The 14,952-nt window shown below is 42.9% G+C and carries 25 protein-coding genes, 1 tRNA gene and 1 pseudogene; 26 read left to right on the forward strand and 1 reads right to left on the reverse strand.

The annotated features are described in order from the left end of the window. The 20 genes and pseudogenes from NWE91_08535 to NWE91_08630 all read left to right on the forward strand — a co-directional run bounded on the left by NWE91_08535 (nt 1) and on the right by NWE91_08630 (nt 11,615). Nucleotides 1-759 (forward strand): 30S ribosomal protein S4e, encoded by a 759-nt coding sequence (locus NWE91_08535; protein ID MCW3986434.1) that lies wholly within the window; start codon nt 1-3, stop codon nt 757-759. After that, complete coding sequence (locus NWE91_08540) at nt 760-1,302, forward strand: 50S ribosomal protein L5 (protein ID MCW3986435.1); 543 nt, start codon at nt 760-762, stop codon at nt 1,300-1,302. An 11-nt stretch (nt 1,303-1,313) separates the two neighbouring features. Then, nucleotides 1,314-1,478, forward strand: coding sequence for a 30S ribosomal protein S14 (locus tag NWE91_08545; protein MCW3986436.1), 165 nt, complete (start codon nt 1,314-1,316; stop codon nt 1,476-1,478). Nucleotides 1,479-1,489: 11 nt separating this feature from the next. After that, on the forward strand, nt 1,490-1,879 hold the full coding sequence (locus NWE91_08550) for a 30S ribosomal protein S8 (protein ID MCW3986437.1): 390 nt from the start codon (nt 1,490-1,492) through the stop codon (nt 1,877-1,879). Between the two features lie 16 nt (nt 1,880-1,895). Beyond that, nucleotides 1,896-2,444 (forward strand): 50S ribosomal protein L6, encoded by a 549-nt coding sequence (locus NWE91_08555; protein MCW3986438.1) that lies wholly within the window; start codon nt 1,896-1,898, stop codon nt 2,442-2,444. Further along, on the forward strand, nt 2,444-2,971 hold the full coding sequence (locus NWE91_08560; GenBank protein MCW3986439.1) for a 50S ribosomal protein L32e: 528 nt from the start codon (nt 2,444-2,446) through the stop codon (nt 2,969-2,971). Before NWE91_08555 ends, NWE91_08560 begins: the two co-directional genes overlap by 1 nt. Further along, on the forward strand, nt 2,968-3,411 hold the full coding sequence (locus NWE91_08565) for a 50S ribosomal protein L19e (GenBank protein MCW3986440.1): 444 nt from the start codon (nt 2,968-2,970) through the stop codon (nt 3,409-3,411). The genes NWE91_08560 and NWE91_08565 overlap by 4 nt, the downstream gene beginning before the upstream one ends. Next, nucleotides 3,411-4,055, forward strand: coding sequence for a 50S ribosomal protein L18 (locus NWE91_08570; GenBank protein MCW3986441.1), 645 nt, complete (start codon nt 3,411-3,413; stop codon nt 4,053-4,055). The genes NWE91_08565 and NWE91_08570 overlap by 1 nt, the downstream gene beginning before the upstream one ends. After that, entirely contained in the window at nt 4,052-4,714 is a 663-nt protein-coding gene (locus NWE91_08575; GenBank protein MCW3986442.1) for a 30S ribosomal protein S5, read from the forward strand. Before NWE91_08570 ends, NWE91_08575 begins: the two co-directional genes overlap by 4 nt. A 1-nt stretch (nt 4,715) precedes the next feature. Beyond that, nucleotides 4,716-5,195, forward strand: a complete 480-nt coding sequence (locus tag NWE91_08580) for a 50S ribosomal protein L30 (GenBank protein MCW3986443.1) — start codon at nt 4,716-4,718, stop codon at nt 5,193-5,195. A gap of 57 nt (nt 5,196-5,252) precedes the next feature. After that, a complete protein-coding gene (locus NWE91_08585; GenBank protein MCW3986444.1) occupies nt 5,253-5,702 on the forward strand; it encodes a 50S ribosomal protein L15 in 450 nt (149 codons plus the stop codon). A 50-nt stretch (nt 5,703-5,752) separates the two neighbouring features. Then, nucleotides 5,753-7,249 carry a preprotein translocase subunit SecY gene (gene secY / locus NWE91_08590; GenBank protein MCW3986445.1) on the forward strand — a complete coding sequence of 499 codons (1,497 nt, stop codon included), beginning with the start codon at nt 5,753-5,755 and terminating at the stop codon, nt 7,247-7,249. Between the two features lie 75 nt (nt 7,250-7,324). Next, nucleotides 7,325-7,795: an EMC3/TMCO1 family protein gene (locus tag NWE91_08595; GenBank protein ID MCW3986446.1), complete on the forward strand. Its 471-nt coding sequence runs from the start codon at nt 7,325-7,327 to the stop codon at nt 7,793-7,795. Between the two features lies 1 nt (nt 7,796). Continuing rightward, complete coding sequence (locus tag NWE91_08600) at nt 7,797-8,063, forward strand: 50S ribosomal protein L34e (protein ID MCW3986447.1); 267 nt, start codon at nt 7,797-7,799, stop codon at nt 8,061-8,063. A 21-nt stretch (nt 8,064-8,084) separates the two neighbouring features. Beyond that, entirely contained in the window at nt 8,085-8,675 is a 591-nt protein-coding gene (locus NWE91_08605) for a cytidylate kinase family protein (GenBank protein MCW3986448.1), read from the forward strand. Nucleotides 8,676-9,054: 379 nt separating this feature from the next. Continuing rightward, complete coding sequence (locus NWE91_08610; protein MCW3986449.1) at nt 9,055-9,339, forward strand: 50S ribosomal protein L14e; 285 nt, start codon at nt 9,055-9,057, stop codon at nt 9,337-9,339. 54 nt (nt 9,340-9,393) lie between these two features. Then, a pseudogene (locus NWE91_08615) lies at nt 9,394-10,427 on the forward strand (RNA-guided pseudouridylation complex pseudouridine synthase subunit Cbf5). Between the two features lie 78 nt (nt 10,428-10,505). After that, the gene (locus NWE91_08620; GenBank protein MCW3986450.1) at nt 10,506-10,760 is read left to right on the forward strand and encodes a hypothetical protein; all 255 of its coding nucleotides are present in this window, start codon (nt 10,506-10,508) and stop codon (nt 10,758-10,760) included. Nucleotides 10,761-10,815: 55 nt separating this feature from the next. Beyond that, nucleotides 10,816-11,433 carry a class I SAM-dependent methyltransferase gene (locus NWE91_08625; GenBank protein MCW3986451.1) on the forward strand — a complete coding sequence of 206 codons (618 nt, stop codon included), beginning with the start codon at nt 10,816-10,818 and terminating at the stop codon, nt 11,431-11,433. Nucleotides 11,434-11,464: 31 nt separating this feature from the next. Further along, nucleotides 11,465-11,615: transfer RNA gene (locus NWE91_08630), tRNA-Ser, on the forward strand. A gap of 26 nt (nt 11,616-11,641) precedes the next feature. On the opposite strand, the gene NWE91_08635 is transcribed toward NWE91_08630, so the two are convergent. Next, entirely contained in the window at nt 11,642-12,097 is a 456-nt protein-coding gene (locus tag NWE91_08635; protein MCW3986452.1) for a tyrosine-type recombinase/integrase, read from the reverse strand. A gap of 1 nt (nt 12,098) precedes the next feature. Between NWE91_08635 and NWE91_08640 the strand changes: the two genes are divergently transcribed. From NWE91_08640 to NWE91_08665, 6 genes are all read left to right on the forward strand, one after another. Then, nucleotides 12,099-12,515: a hypothetical protein gene (locus tag NWE91_08640; protein ID MCW3986453.1), complete on the forward strand. Its 417-nt coding sequence runs from the start codon at nt 12,099-12,101 to the stop codon at nt 12,513-12,515. 273 nt (nt 12,516-12,788) lie between these two features. Next, the gene (locus NWE91_08645; GenBank protein MCW3986454.1) at nt 12,789-12,932 is read left to right on the forward strand and encodes a hypothetical protein; all 144 of its coding nucleotides are present in this window, start codon (nt 12,789-12,791) and stop codon (nt 12,930-12,932) included. A gap of 127 nt (nt 12,933-13,059) precedes the next feature. Further along, the gene (locus tag NWE91_08650) at nt 13,060-13,464 is read left to right on the forward strand and encodes a hypothetical protein (protein ID MCW3986455.1); all 405 of its coding nucleotides are present in this window, start codon (nt 13,060-13,062) and stop codon (nt 13,462-13,464) included. Continuing rightward, on the forward strand, nt 13,445-13,858 hold the full coding sequence (locus NWE91_08655; protein ID MCW3986456.1) for a hypothetical protein: 414 nt from the start codon (nt 13,445-13,447) through the stop codon (nt 13,856-13,858). The genes NWE91_08650 and NWE91_08655 overlap by 20 nt, the downstream gene beginning before the upstream one ends. Next, nucleotides 13,839-14,624 carry a Swt1 family HEPN domain-containing protein gene (locus NWE91_08660; protein ID MCW3986457.1) on the forward strand — a complete coding sequence of 262 codons (786 nt, stop codon included), beginning with the start codon at nt 13,839-13,841 and terminating at the stop codon, nt 14,622-14,624. Before NWE91_08655 ends, NWE91_08660 begins: the two co-directional genes overlap by 20 nt. Continuing rightward, nucleotides 14,611-14,952: a hypothetical protein gene (locus NWE91_08665; GenBank protein ID MCW3986458.1), complete on the forward strand. Its 342-nt coding sequence runs from the start codon at nt 14,611-14,613 to the stop codon at nt 14,950-14,952. Before NWE91_08660 ends, NWE91_08665 begins: the two co-directional genes overlap by 14 nt.

Raw genomic sequence — 14,952 nt, forward strand, 5'->3', positions numbered from 1 at the left:
TTGAGAAAGAAAGGTGGAAGCAGACACCTGAAAAGAAAGCCAGCGCCAAGATTCTGGCCAATCCACCGCAAAGAATACGTCTGGACTGTAAAACCAAAACCTGGTCCTCACTCACTAGCGCATAGCCTACCATTAACAATAATTATGAGAGACATTTTGGGGTTTGCAAAAACGCGGAAAGAAGCGAAAACTATTATTTCAAAAGGAAAGGTGCTTGTTGACGGAAAAACTCGCAGAGAAGAAGCGTTTCCTGTGGGTTTGATGGATGTCATTTCTATTCCTGACGCAGAGGTAACTTATCGAATTTTGTCGCATAGAAAGGGACTCATTTTGCACCCTATAGAAAAAGATGAAGCTACATTCAAGCTTTGTCGAATAGAAAACAAGACGGTTGTTTACCATGGCCATATTCAACTTAACCTTCACGATGGCGCTAACAAATTAGTACAAGTTGCAGACCCTAAGAACCCTGAAGAAGATGTCTACCAGACCCTCAATGTCATCAAAGTCGCCATCCCTGACGGCGAGATAATCGGACAAATAAAACTGGCGAAAAACGCAACTGCATTAATCATTGGAGGAAAGAACATGGGAGTCTATGGAAAAATCGTAGACATTGAAGAAGCTAAAGCGAAAGAACGTCGCTCACTGTTGACGACAATAGAGGATGCCGCTGGGAAACGTTTCCAGACAACTCTAGATTTCATTTTCGCTACAGGTGAAGGTGAACACTCCATATCGTTGCCCGAGGTGAGATAGTTGTCGGAAGAAGAGGAAATCCGAAAAAAATGGCGAGAAATTCCTATGCTTAAGCCGAAAATCCGGAAGGTAACCATTAACATGGCTGTGGGACAGTCAGGGGAGCCCCTTGAAAAAGCTGTGCAGGTTCTCGAACAACTGACAGGCCGAAAACCTGTAAAGAGGAAAGCCAAGCAAACCATAAGAGATTTTGGAATAAGAAAGGGTGAACCAATCTCCTGCGTTGTAACACTTCGAAAAGAAAAAGCCATAGAATTCCTCACCAAAACACTTCAAGCTGTTGACAATAAAATACCAAAGAAACGTTTCGACAAAAATGGCAACTTTTCCTTCGGGATAAGAGAACATATTGAAATTCCAGGCACAAAATACACGCCAGAGCTTGGAATCTTCGGGATGGATATCTCGGTTACTCTCGGTCGTGCTGGCTATCGCGTCAAAGAACGAAGACGAACTAGATCAACGATCGGCACAAATCATTTGTTAACCCCTGAAGAGGCAATGGTATTCATCAAAGATACTTTAGCGGTTGAGATGACCTGAGGTGTAGCTGAATGGGAAAACAGAGACCTAAGAAAGAACGAAAATTCGGTAAGGGCAGCAGACCTTGTAGAAGATGTGGCTCTTACGGCCCAATAATCCGGCGTTACAATTTATATATATGCCGGCAATGCTTTAGGGAGATAGCCCGAAAACTTGGGTTTAAAAAATACGAATAAGGAAGCGGAAGATAGTGGCGGATACAATCGCGAATGGCATGACCACATTGATAAACAACGAGATGCGCCTAAAGCGAGAATGTATAATCAGTCCAGCCTCTAAACTGCTTGGCAGAGTCCTAAGAGTTATGCAACTAGGTGGATACATCGGCGAGTTTGAATTCATAGATGATGGCATGACAGGAAAGTTCAAGATACAACTTCTCGGAAGAATAAACAAATGCGGCGCAATCAGGCCTCGCTTTCCAGTACGAGCAGACGAATTTGAGAAATGGGAAAGAAGCTTTCTTCCTTCAAAGGATATAGGTATCCTTGTCGTATCCACTCCCAGAGGTGTGACTTCTCACAAAACAGCAAAAGAGGAAAAAATAGGGGGCCGTCTATTAGCCTTCGTCTATTAGGAGAAAAAGAAGGAAAATGCGCTTATTGGAAGTCGAAAAAACTGTTGAAGTCCCCGAAGGCGTGGACGTCAAAATAGATGGCAGAGCAGTAACCATATCAGGAGAGAAGGGAACGTTAACCAGAGATTTCTCTCACGCACCTCTATCTATTCAAAAGGAAGAAAAACTGATAAAAATTCGAACAGATTGGCCTCGCAAAAAAGAGGCTGCAACAGTTGCAACTATAAGTTCTCACATTCAAAATATGATAACGGGAGTAACTAAGGGATTCACATACAAATTAAAAATCGTTTTTTCTCACTTTCCAATATCCGTCAAAGTCGAACAAAAGAAAGTTCTAATAGAGAACTTTACGGGCGAACGCAGTCCACGCACAGCAAAAATAGTGGGGGACACAGCAGTTTCAGTTAAATCCGACGACGTAATTGTTCAGGGAATCAACTTGGAAGACGTAAGCCAGACAGCAGCAAACATCGAACAAGGAACAAGAGTCAAAAGAAAAGATCCGCGTGTGTTTCTCGATGGCATATACGTGTATGAGCGTCTCAAGGGGACAGAAACTTGATCAAAAGACCAAGGCAAGAGAAGGCTGCTGCTGAACAAGCAGTAAAGTTGCGGAAGGCCGTGAAGGCGAGAAAGCCCAAGTTTAGACGCCACGAAAGCTGGCGTTACAAACGCTTGAAGGAAAGCTGGAGAAAACCCCGCGGATTAGACAATAAGATGCGACTTAAAGCAAAAGGTTGGCCCAAGGCCGTAAATGTTGGCTATCGTGGACCGCGAATTGCTAGAGGACTACACCCGTCAGGATACGAGGAAGTACTAATTCACACACTAGATGAAATAGTAGAGGTGGACCCTAAAACTCAAGCCATACGAATCGCTCACACTGTAGGAACTAGAAAACGAATTCAAATTGCGTTACAGGCAAGAGAAAGAGAAATTCATGTTTTGAATCCACTTGTCAAAAGGGAAATTGAAGAAGAGTTGCTTGAAGAAACGATTTCAGAACCTCAAGAGACTAAGGTAAAACCAGAAAAGAAAACGAAACATTCCAAACGCTCCAAACGGAGGAAAGGAAGTGATAACAAATGAGTCTCAAAAGCCAACGCCGCCTTGCTGCTGAAATCCTTAAAATAGGGCGAAACAGGGTTTGGATAGATCCTGAGAGAATAGACGAAGTTGAGGTAGCAATCACCAGAGAAGAAATTAGGAAACTCATTCACGAAAGGACCATACGATCCCTTCCCGAAAAAGGAGTTAGCCGATCACGCGCCCGTGTTTTACATAGACAGAAGAAGAAGGGGTTAAGAAGAGGTCCCGGCAAAAGAAGCAAGCCAAGAGTGTCTAAGAAAGAGGTTTGGATGAAGAGAATTCGAGCGTTGCGAAGAAGGCTACGAGAGTTGAAAGAAAAACGTGTAATTACAGAAAACACGTATCGTAAGTTTTACCAAATAGCAGGAAGTGGTGCCTTCGAATCAATCGCTGAACTTGAGCGCCGTATAAAGGCTAAAAGCTTATGGAGAACGCGTTGATGGCAAAAGGTCCATCCTATTGTGTTCCATTTCGGAGACGCAGAGAAGGCAAAACGGACTACAAAGCAAGAAAGGCACTGATACTCTCAAGACTTCCTCGCATGGTAACGAGAGGGTCACTGAAACACATGAACGTTCAAATTATAGAAGCTACCACAACAGGTGACAAAGTCATTGTCTCAGCTAACTCGCAAGAGCTAAAAAATTATGGTTGGCAAGCTGCATGTGGAAACTTACCTTCTGCATATCTAACTGGCCTATTATGCGGTACGAGAGCAGTGGCTAAAAATATGAAAAAAGCCGTTGCGGACATAGGACTTCATCAACCTACAAAGGGAGCTCGTGTTTTTGCCTCTTTAAAGGGCGTTTTAGACGCTGGTATTAGTGTTCCACATGGCGTAGAGAAACTGCCAGATGAAAAACAATTAAGAGGACAACACATCGCCGATTATGCTAAAAGTTTAGCCTCTTCAAATGTTGAACTCTATGAAAGAACATTTTCTAAATACTTAGAAAGAAAACTTGCTCCAGAAAAACTAGTGGAACACTTTAATGCAGCAAAAGAAAAAATAGCAGCCCCACCCAAGAGAAAGAAGGCGAGAAAGGCAAAGAAGAAAGTTAAAAGGAAAGTTAAAAACCTATGAGAAGACGAAGTCGAAGACGACGTATAAGAAGAAGAAAACGCGAAGTAAGCGAAACGTGGACGCCAAAAACCTCCCTTGGCAAAATGATCCAAGAAGGCCGCATTTCTTCTATGGAAGAAATATTTATGGAAGGATTGAAGATACGCGAGTCAGAAATTGTAGATCTTTTGCTTCCTGATTTACAAGAAGAAGTTATTAACATAAATTTGGTGCAAAAACAAACCGACGCTGGAGAGAAGTCGCAGTTTAAAGCAATAGTAGCAGTTGGTAACCGTGATGGCTACATAGGGTTAGGCGGTGGGAAAACAAGACAAGTACGTGCAGCAATTGAAAAAGCAGCTGTGAACGCACGGCTCAACGTGAATTTTGTCCGTAGAGGTTGTGGCAGTTGGGAATGTGGATGTGGAAAGCCACATTCAATGTCATTTCAGACAACAGGCAAATGTGGTGGTGTAGAAATTGTTTTAATTCCAGGACCTAGGGGTCTCGGCTTAGTTGCAGGTGAAACAGCGAAGATAATTCTAGGGCTTGCAGGAATAAAGGACTGTTGGACAAGGAGCTTCGGTTCGACAAGAACTATTCCATCGTTTGCCTATGCTGTTTTTGACGCCCTTAAAAAAACTTACAGCCTTATTACACCTGAAGACTGGGTGAGGTAAAATGGCTGAAAAACGAGAATGCTTGGCAGTGGTTCGAGTTCGAGGAACAGTTGGTGTATCACCTGAAATGAAGAAAACTCTTGGAATCCTTCACCTAAACCGAAACTGCCACATAACCCTTGTCGACAACCGCCCCAGCTTCTTTGGTATGTTAAAGAAGGTTAGACACTTTGTTGCTTGGGGTGAAATAACAAAAGAGAATATACTTCTGCTACTCAGCAAGCGGGGGAAACTCATCGGCAATAAAAAGCTTGACGAGGAGTATGCTCAGAAAGTTGGCTATAAGACTTTGGAAGAGTTAGCTGGGGCTATATGCGAACTAAAAGTCGATTTTCGACATCTACCAGACATCAAACCGGTTTTCAGAGCGCACCCTCCAAGAAAAGGATACAAAGGAAAAATAAAGAAGAGCTATGCTGCTGGCGGAGTTACTGGGTACCGTGGCAAGGCAATTAACAAACTTGTAGAAAACATGATTTGACAGAGAAAGATTTTATGGACGGTTTATCATCTATTTTAAAAAAAGCGTGGTTGAAAAATGCCTCACAAACTTCGAAAGACTCGCAAAAGTCGAGGTTCAAGAACAGTAGGATGGGGTAGGGTGGGTCAGCATCGCAAAGGCGGTCAAAAAGGCCATACGAAAGCAGGTCGGCATAAACACTTATGGTCCTACGTGCTGAGATATGAACCCGATTATTTCACCAAGAAAGGATTCTATTCCCCAAACCGTAAGAAAGTCAATGTAGTAAACGTTGGGAAATTGGAAGAGTTGGCGCTGAAGCTTTCTACCGAAGAAGGCTTAGAGGAAAAAGAAGAGCTATTTTTTCTAGATTTAGGCAAGTTCGGTTACAGCAAACTTTTGGGCATGGGCAACGTAACTAAACCTTTTTCAATAAAAGTCGCATCTCATTCAGAGTCCGCCGCCAAAAAGGTGGAAGAAGCAGGCGGCAGATTTATCACAGAAAAAATCAACCAGATACGTGCATAACTACTGTGAGAGGCTCAATAGCTTAAAGAAAAAATCGGAGGAAGGAAAAAATGGCGGGCAGATTTCTCGGAATTTTCAAACCCATGGCGAGATTCTTGCCGGAGGCGACACCGCCTAGAAGAAGAGTTGCGTTTAACCAGAAGCTGTTGTGGACCGCTCTAGCGCTAATTATCTACCTTATCATGGCTGAAATCCCGCTTTATGGCTTGCAGGCGGGAGAAAGCGGCTTTGAAATGAGTTATCTCAGAATCATATTTGCCTCTAACAGAGGGACACTACTGGAACTTGGCATAGGTCCAATAGTGACTGCGGGTTTGATCCTTCAGCTTTTAGCTGGTTCAGGAATGATAAATGTCGACATGTCTAACCCTGAAGACCGCGGGCTCTTCACAACTGCGAGTAAATTCTTTTCAATACTACTCACAGGAGTTCAAGCGTCCGCTTACATAATCGGCGGCGTCTATGGGTCACTGCCAGTATCGATAAGCATCATCATTTTTCTCCAACTTCTGTTTGCAGGGATAATAATCATGCTGCTAGATGAGATGATTCAAAAAGGTTGGGGAATAGGAAGCGGAATTAGCCTTTTCATTATGGCTGGAGTAGCCCAGAGAATATTGTGGGACAGCTTCGCTTTGACACCAGGGCTAGCTGATCAAAAGAGTTACGGCGCCTTTCCAGCATTATTGCAAACCATTACATCAGGTCAGCCAGTGTTTTCTTTTGCTCTAAAATATGTGCCATTCAATGCTACTTCTGGCACTGTTGCACACCTCATCCCAGCAATTGATAATGCTTTCATCAGATCTCAAAATCTGCCTGCACTACTGGGATTTTTCACAACAATTGTGGTGTTTCTTGTCGTCATATATGTGGAAGGCATCAGAGTAGAGCTACCTGTTTCCCATGCTGACTACAGAGGTTACCGCGGCAGATACCCCATCAAGCTTCTATATGTTTCCAACTTACCTGTAATCTTTACTTCCGCTCTATTCGCCAACGTATACTTCTTTTCGCAGATTATCTGGCTCAACTTCAACCGAAACAACTCAAACTTTTTCTTCAATCTTCTAGGAACCTATTCAGCAGCGGCTGGGCAACAACCTCAACCTATAGGCGGTTTAGTTTACTATGTAATAGCGCCGCGTAGCATCCTAGATGTAACTTTGGATCCAATGAGAGCAATGGTTTTTGCTGTTTTTATGATAATATTTTGTGTAATCTTCTCACTCACTTGGCTTGAGGTAGGCGGTCTAGGGCCATCGACCGTTGCGAAACAATTGGTGGATTCAGGCATGCATATTCCAGGGTACAGAAGATCAGCTGGACCTATAGAGACCATGCTGAAGCGCTATATCCCAGCAGTTACAGTTCTCGGAGGAATTGTTGTTGGCACTATTGCGGCCTTTGCAGACTTTTTCGGGGTTTTTGGGACAGGCATGGGCGTGCTGCTTTCTGTCGGCATTATTTATCAGTATTATCAACAGTTAATGCAGGAACGGGTTGCAGAGATGTATCCAGCATTCCGCCGCTTATTTGGAGGCTAAGAATGAAAATAGTTAAAAGCCTTGACGATAAACAAATTGGAATAATGAAGAAAAATTGAACTGGAGCATCAAAACATGTTTATAACCTTGTTCATAGATTGGCTGTTAGCACCGCAAGCGCCAGCAGCAACAATTTTTATCATTATACTCTGCGTGTCTCTAACCTTTCTTACTTCCTTAGTTAACCGTTTACTTACTAATCCGGAGCAAATGCGTGCTTGGAGAAAGGAGATTAAGGAGTGGACGAGCGAATTTAAGGAAGCTCAACGAAACAAGGACAAGAAAAAACTCGCTAAAGTGGAAAAACAAAAAGCCAAAATAATGAAGCTACAACAGAAAATGTCATGGCAGTCAATGAAAATATCACTGCTTTTCTTTATTCCTTTTATTCTTATGTGGCAGGTGCTTTGGGGCATTTACCAAGGGCCTATTGCATTTCTTCCAGGTTTCGGACCACTTTCAATAGTTTATTGGTATCTTCTATGCTCCTTGTTCTTTAGCACTCTATTCTCTAGAATCTTTGGCGTCGGAATAGGAGCGGAATGAAGTGCCACGCCCTGCATTGAGAACGAGAAGTAGAAAGCGAAAATATCGTTCTTTACCTGGCGGACGCAGCAAGGTACTATACAAAAAAGAAAAGACAAACAATCCAAGATGTTCTAATTGTGGACGCTATCTCACATTTCTACCCCACTCAGCCTTGAAGATACGCAAGCTTCCTAAGTCCCAGAAAAGAATCAGCCGCATCTTCGGCGGACAACTCTGCCACATTTGCCTCCGAAACTTGCTGAAGCAAACATCACGAACACTTTGACACTGAAGGCGAGAAGCTGAAATGGCGACATCGTCCGACAATTCGAAAAAGAAGATTGTTCTGTGCATATCAGGGATGGCTGGATGCGGCAAAAGCACCGCAGCCAAGAAAATCGCGGAAAAATATGAGTTGCGCTATTTTTCAGGAGGTGATGCACTGAAAGCTTTGGCGTTAGAAGCAGGTTCCAAATCTGTCGATAGAGGGTGGTGGGAAAGCGAAGAAGGAATGAATTTCCTCAAGAAACGAACGGAGGATTCGTCCTTTGACAGAAAGGTTGACGAAAAATTGTTGGAATGGGCAGGGCAAGGAGATGTTGTTCTTGATAGCTGGACTATGCCATGGCTTCTAGAAACGAGCTTCAAAATCTGGTTGGAAGCATCGCCTAGAGAAAGGGCTCGGCGAATTGCACAACGAGACAAAATAAGCATTGAAAAGGCGTTTGCAGCTTTGAAGGAGAAAGATGCGAAAACCAAAGCTATCTACAAAAGACTCTACGGATTTGACCTTGGAGAAGATTTTTCTCCTTTCAATCTCATTCTAGACGTAAACGATCTAAGTTCAGATGAAGTTCTCAAAACACTGAGCCTCGTTATAGATCGTATGTTCCTTTAGAATCAACAGTGAAACTATAAATATCAGTTTCTTAAGCGGCAACATCCATAGCACAATTCCCTTTTCACACTCTTAGAAATCCACCCAGAAGCAAGGGGGGAGGGGGTAGGTGATTAAGTTTCATTGATTTTTTTTGGGAGGTTCAAAGTATTCATGAGCGTGGAGTAGAAACTCAAACGTGTCAGTCCGTGGTAAGGCGTTGACGTTGAATTCAACCTCTAAGACTGTGCTGTTTCAAGAGTCTAGAGTGGCATCTCACAGCACTAGTACAGCCAAATGTGCTCCGTGTACACATGAGAAACAATTGCTAATGATGAAAAATGGGTACTGTTAAATATCAGTTGCTGCATCTCTTTCAAAACCAGCGGAGTGATTTCCAATGTCTGCAGTTGAAGTTGGGAGAATCTGTGTGAAAGTCGTCGGTAGAGAGGCGGGACGCAAATGCGTGATCGTAGACCTGATTGACAAGAACTTCGTCCTCTTAACTGGACCCAAGGAGGTTACAGGAATAAAGCGCAGAAGAGTCAACATAAGTCACATAGAACCAACAGGAGAAAAAATTAAACTCGACCGAGGGGCAACCGACGAAGATGTGGCTCAAGCACTGGAAACGGCTGGGAAAACTGAAGAAATGAAAGAACTTGTCAAACCTCAAGTTGTGTAAGCTCAACTTTTTTAACCTTCAACAGTCTATTTTGCTTTTTGAAGGAGGAAACTAATGCAAGGAATTAATGCACCGTGGAAGATCAAAAGGAAGCTGCTAGTTAAGGCTGAAGAAAAAACCGATGCCCAATATGGTTGCAGGCCTGAAGAACGCCCTATCAAAGACTATGTTCGGCTTGGAGTAATAAACTTAGATAAAACATCAGGGCCATCCAGCCACGAAGTTACAGCTTGGGTTAAGCGTATCTTAACCATCGCACATGCTGGTCATGGTGGGACCCTAGGGGCTTCCGTTTAGCAAGCCAGGGAAATCCCAAGGTGACTGGTGTTCTACCTGTTGCTCTAGAGGAATCCACAAAGGTGGTTCAAGCGCTTCTTTTAAGCGGAAAAGAATACATCTGTGTAATGCGGCTTCACCATTCAATGCCAGAAGAAAAAGTGGAAACTGTTCTAAATGAGTTCCAAGGAAGAATCTTCCAGAGACCTCCGGTGCGGTCTGCTGTGAAGCGAAGGCTGCGGGTAAGAACGATTTACTACCTGGATTTTTTGGAAATCAGAGAGAAACACGTTCTGTTCAGAGTAGGATGTGAAAGCGGCACCTACATTCGCAAACTTTGTTTCGATATAGGGGAGGTTCTCGGATGTGGCGCGCACATGCAAGAGCTTCGCCGGACTCGTGCTGGGCCTTTCACTGAAAGCGAGGGGCTCGTGACACTATACGACCTGTTATATTATGTTTCTGAATGCCAAGAAACTGGTAACGAAGAGAGTCTTAGAGAAATTATCTATCCGATGGAGAAGGCTTTAGAACTCCTTCCTAAAATTTTCATACGTGATTCTGCAGTGGCTGCTGTTTGTCATGGGGCTTATGTAGCTGCACCTGGAGTTCTGTCTATAGAAACTGGGATAAAGAAGAAGGATGGAGTAGTTATTTTCACTCAGAAAGGCGAGGCAGTGGCTTTCGCGAGGGCATTGGCTTCATCGGAGCGAATTTTAAATATGGATCACGGGTTTGTGGCCAAGACAGTTAGGGTTTTAATGGATAGAAATGTTTATCCAAAGATGTGGAGCATGAGCAGCAGTACTTAGTTTCAATTAAGACGTGGCTTTCAAACATTTTATTAGCTTTGTTATGACTACACTCTTTAACTAAGGGCGGATAGCTTTTTGGAAAAAGAGCGGAAGTATCACAGGAAAAGTGCGTTTACAAATGGTTTAGCAGTAGGTTTTGGCATCGGCTGCTTCGCTACGTTTGGTGCTTTACTGATTACCGCCCTATATTATACTCAAATGGGCAGTCAAACCTTTGAACAGGCATTATCAAGTTTTTCCCTTCCGCTCACCTACTTTTTCGTATTAGGCGTCCTCTTCCTAATTATCGGTCTCATCTGGGAGCGCCACGAAAAACAACTTAAACTATAACAACCTACGATATTGTTTTTAGTCTCTTGATAGAAGTTGAAAGAGGCAGCTCTAAATGAAGCATGAACATAGCGAGGATGAACACTATTATGCCAAACAACCCAAATCGAAGCCTCAACTTGGATTAATACGCACCCACCTTCGCGGGCACTTCTTTGAGTTCTTAACGTCTTCAAGTGTTTTTTCAAAGAGACGTATCGATTTAGGAACACGACTTTTAATTGAATCAATGATTTTGCCGAAAAAAGGCTACGTGTTGGATCTGGGTTGCGGCTATGGTCCGGTTGGGATAGCAGCTGCCACATTCAATTCCGATTTACATGTAATCATGGCTGATGTGAATGAACGGGCAGTATGGTTGGCCAAAGAGAACGCAAAACGTAATAGAGTAGATAATGTTGAGATTCGCCACGGATTTCTCTACGAACCAGTAGAAAATGCGAAGTTTGCTGCCATTCTGTGCAATCCTCCAGTAAGTGCCGGAATGCAAATAGTATCACCTATAATCACAGATGCCCCCAAACATCTCCGGGAAAATGCAGTGTTTCAGATGGTTGTAAGATCAAAGATTGGAGGAAAACGCCTTCTAAACGAATTAAAAAAGACTCTTGGCAATGTAGAAGTTCTGGCGAGAAAAAGCGGTTACAGAGTGCTTCTCTCCAAAAAGCCTTAAAATGATAGGGGTGCTTATTTCAGAGCTTAGTGCCGGGGTCTCCTAGAGCATAACAGACAACTGTTACGCGGGGAGCCAGGTATGGAGCAGATCTGTACGTTACAGAGCTCAAGCCTGGAAAAGCTGCTTGAAAGCCTGTGGTCCTTTGGGCCACGTGGGTTCGAATCCCACCCCCGGCGCCACAGTTCCACCTACGGTGTTTTCTGGATTATTTGCGTTTTTTGAAGATTTTGATTCCTTGTTTCCGGAACTCTGTGATGTAATCATATCCGAGTTCTATGAGCGCACAAGCTTCTTCAACTGTCTTGGCAACTTTTGAGATGAATTCATCGTCATCGATCTCTATGAGTTGAGTGTACCTCAACGTGTTGCTGATGTTCTTGTGACCCAGCATTTTCATGACATGTAGGATGTCCTTGGTTTTGTGGTATTCCATCGTGGCCTTCCAATGCCTGAAGGTGTGGAATGTAATCCGTTTCAACCGTAGATTCTTGGTGATTTCTGTTATTCTTGCGCGCGAACCCTCAAAGGTTCTGGTTATCGTCTTCAGTTTTGCCTTCCATATCCTTTCGTCTTCTCTCGGTAAAGCATTAAGCATCGCTATGAGTTTTCCACTTACCTTGAACTGTCGAGGGTTGCTTCCCTTTTCAGGTGTGATGGTCACGATGCAATTCTCAAAGTCTACGTCCGTCCATTTCAAATCTAAAAGAGTTGAACAAAAGGCTAAAGCACAAAAATATCGAGTTCAAGTATCATCGAATAGAGAAGGTGGAATCATGGTTGAAGAGATTACTCAAATTCAATCTCTTAAAGAACTGATGGAATACGTTGAAAGAGAAGCAAAGAAGAGAGTTAGAGAGACAACGGGTAAGTATAGGCAATTAGCCGAAACAGAGGCATACGATCAAGTCATCCTGAAAGTTCTGAGAGAGGCAAAAGAGCCCTTAAGCGTAGATTTGATCTCTTTCTTAACCGGCATCAACAAAACACGGTGTTGTCAGACGCTGAAAAAGTTGGAGAAGAAATGGGACATGGTTAGAAAGGTAACCGTCCGCGAATGTGCATATTACACGGTGATCTAATCTTTCAGGATTTCTTTCACTTTTTCTTCTAATCTTTTCAATCATTTCAGCGTAAACTTCGGACTGAGAGAAAGAGTGAATATCATCATTGCCACCCTTGTATAAGACGTCTCCATCGTGTTCTTGCGATTTTTCGCCTCTCGATTATTGTTTGTATCTTACTCTTATTCGGTCTCCCTAAGTCAGAGCGAAGGTCATCCAATTCATGCTGGATATCGTTTTTTACTCCTAGTATCCCAAACTGCCGAAAAGAAAACTAGGATGGCGTCTGGTATGTTGTACAAGGAGTACTGCAAACTTGTCTCAAAGCCTGTTGTGGCTAGGGCTTATAGAAATTACATGAAGAAGATAGTCGACCTTGGCTTGGTTAGAGTGGAAGGTTCTGGAAGATGGAAAAAATACGAGATTACTCTTTAGCCGTTATCGTGTAGTGTTTGTTCATTTTTTTGACTAATTATGTAAGAACATTTATAAAAGAATAGCTATCTTAAGACCCTAGATAAACATTTAAATATTGGCGTCCAATTAAGAGTGAAGGAGCAAGATGTCAGACGAATTAAAAACTCTCAAAAGCATCGAGCAAAAACTAGACCGACTCTTGAAGTGGACAAAGTTTGCCGGAGTGCAACAACTACGTACTAATCTAACTCAAAATTTGACAACGGACACCGAGATGTTAATATATGAATTATCAGACGGTGAACGTACCACAAGGGAAATTGCCAGACTCGCTGGCGTAGGAAGCAATGCTACCATTGTTAATTATTGGAAGAAATGGAGCAAAGTTGGCATTGTTGAACCGTCCGAAAAACGTCGAGGCCGTTACCAACGAATTTGCTCTTTAGAGGAGGTGGGTCTCACTGTGCCGCCCATGCTGCAAACAGGAGAAACTCCAATAGAAACTGAACAGCCTATAGAGGAGGTTACAAATGAACAAGCAGAACCTTGAACGAATGATTGAACTTCTTGAAGAGATGCTGAAGTGGATCAAATTTGCTGGAGCCAGAGAAGTGAGAACTGTACTGATGAATATTCTGGATACTGAACAAAAACGCTTAATCTATCACTTGAGTGATGGCGAACATGGCAGCGTTGAAATTGGTAAGGCTGCTAATGTAAGCGATAGAACAGTCAGGCGATACTGGGAGTCGTGGGCCCGATTAGGAATTGTCGAGCCCTTAGGAGTAAGAGGTGGGGTCAGATATAAGAAATTCTTTGAACTGGAGGATTTCGGATTTACGATTCCCCAAATAAAGACTAAAACCACGAATATAAAGAGTGGATCTTTCAAAAGCATATCTTACCTAAGAGGAGAGACGAATGATGTCGAGGAGAATCAGTAAGGAATTAATGCAAACACTTATGGAAAAGACCAGTCTTAAACGGCCAACCATCTATGCAAAGATAACAGAGATAGCGCAAGCTGATGGACGAAGTTGTTCAAACCTGGTGTATGCTCTTGAATATGCTCATCGGAATGGGTTGGATCCGCGTAGATATGCAGGTAAAGAAGCTTTGAAAGAATATAGAGAATATAGACGTTCTCATCCTCGGGATCCCATAGTAGTCACAAAAACTCGAACAATCGCCAAAAGAAGAGTTGCTGGAGTGAAGTTCAGTTCTCGTCCTGACATACCTGAAATAGCTCTTCCATCAGGAAAAGTTCGAGAAGCAAGGCAAATGGCTACTGTTTATCCGTTTCTGTACGTATTCGAAAACTCAGTAAGGGAATTCATTAGAACAACACTAGAAGATATTCACGGAAAAAACTGGTGGGACACATCCGTCTCAACAGAAACAAAGAGCAAAGCTTCGGGTCGGCAAGGCAAACAGGGCGCGTCGCGATATTATGGAAAAAAAGCACCACATCCCCTTTATCTTGTAGACCTTGACGACCTAAGAAATATAATAATACGAAACTGGAAGGATTTTGAACCAAAGCTTCCCAAACTTCCGAACACCCAAGCATGGATTATCAACACCATTCAAATGATTGAGGAGATCCGAAACATCGTCGCACACAACAATCCGATTTCAAAAGACGATGAACAAAAACTGAAAGTCAACATCAAGGAATGGGTCAAGAGAATCTATCATGAGGCGAATTGAGTTGAGTCAAACAGATAAATTATTAACCGAAATTTCCGGCAAGTTGGACAAAATGCTTAGACTTCTTGTGATAGATACCGTAAAGGGGCTTGATAAGGAACAAGATAAGATCAGCTTGCTGGACGAACTAGGATTCAGACCGTCTGAAATAGCCCGCCTCCTCAACAAGAGCCCTGACAATGTCAGTGTCCAACTAGGTATTATTCGAAAGAAGAGAGAGTCTAGGACTAAACCGAAAGCAACCGGTCAAACACAAACTCCAGAGAGTAGTGAAAAGGATACAACAAGTGTAACTACATCCGACTTATCCAAAACTGAAGGTAATTGA

The organism is Candidatus Bathyarchaeota archaeon (assembly GCA_026014805.1).
Lineage (GTDB): Archaea > Thermoproteota > Bathyarchaeia > Bathyarchaeales > SOJC01 > JAGLZW01.

Coding starts and splice junctions, on each gene's coding strand:
- NWE91_08545 (MCW3986436.1), top strand. CDS start 1,314: ATGGGAAAACAGAGACCTAAGAAAGAACGAAAATTCGGTAAGGGCAGC.
- NWE91_08555 (MCW3986438.1), top strand. CDS start 1,896: ATGCGCTTATTGGAAGTCGAAAAAACTGTTGAAGTCCCCGAAGGCGTG.
- NWE91_08565 (MCW3986440.1), top strand. CDS start 2,968: ATGAGTCTCAAAAGCCAACGCCGCCTTGCTGCTGAAATCCTTAAAATA.
- NWE91_08570 (MCW3986441.1), top strand. CDS start 3,411: ATGGCAAAAGGTCCATCCTATTGTGTTCCATTTCGGAGACGCAGAGAA.
- NWE91_08575 (MCW3986442.1), top strand. CDS start 4,052: ATGAGAAGACGAAGTCGAAGACGACGTATAAGAAGAAGAAAACGCGAA.
- NWE91_08580 (MCW3986443.1), top strand. CDS start 4,716: ATGGCTGAAAAACGAGAATGCTTGGCAGTGGTTCGAGTTCGAGGAACA.
- NWE91_08585 (MCW3986444.1), top strand. CDS start 5,253: ATGCCTCACAAACTTCGAAAGACTCGCAAAAGTCGAGGTTCAAGAACA.
- secY (MCW3986445.1), top strand. CDS start 5,753: ATGGCGGGCAGATTTCTCGGAATTTTCAAACCCATGGCGAGATTCTTG.
- NWE91_08595 (MCW3986446.1), top strand. CDS start 7,325: ATGTTTATAACCTTGTTCATAGATTGGCTGTTAGCACCGCAAGCGCCA.
- NWE91_08605 (MCW3986448.1), top strand. CDS start 8,085: ATGGCGACATCGTCCGACAATTCGAAAAAGAAGATTGTTCTGTGCATA.
- NWE91_08610 (MCW3986449.1), top strand. CDS start 9,055: ATGTCTGCAGTTGAAGTTGGGAGAATCTGTGTGAAAGTCGTCGGTAGA.
- NWE91_08625 (MCW3986451.1), top strand. CDS start 10,816: ATGAAGCATGAACATAGCGAGGATGAACACTATTATGCCAAACAACCC.
- NWE91_08640 (MCW3986453.1), top strand. CDS start 12,099: ATGCAATTCTCAAAGTCTACGTCCGTCCATTTCAAATCTAAAAGAGTT.
- NWE91_08645 (MCW3986454.1), top strand. CDS start 12,789: ATGTTGTACAAGGAGTACTGCAAACTTGTCTCAAAGCCTGTTGTGGCT.
- NWE91_08650 (MCW3986455.1), top strand. CDS start 13,060: ATGTCAGACGAATTAAAAACTCTCAAAAGCATCGAGCAAAAACTAGAC.
- NWE91_08655 (MCW3986456.1), top strand. CDS start 13,445: ATGAACAAGCAGAACCTTGAACGAATGATTGAACTTCTTGAAGAGATG.
- NWE91_08660 (MCW3986457.1), top strand. CDS start 13,839: ATGTCGAGGAGAATCAGTAAGGAATTAATGCAAACACTTATGGAAAAG.
- NWE91_08665 (MCW3986458.1), top strand. CDS start 14,611: ATGAGGCGAATTGAGTTGAGTCAAACAGATAAATTATTAACCGAAATT.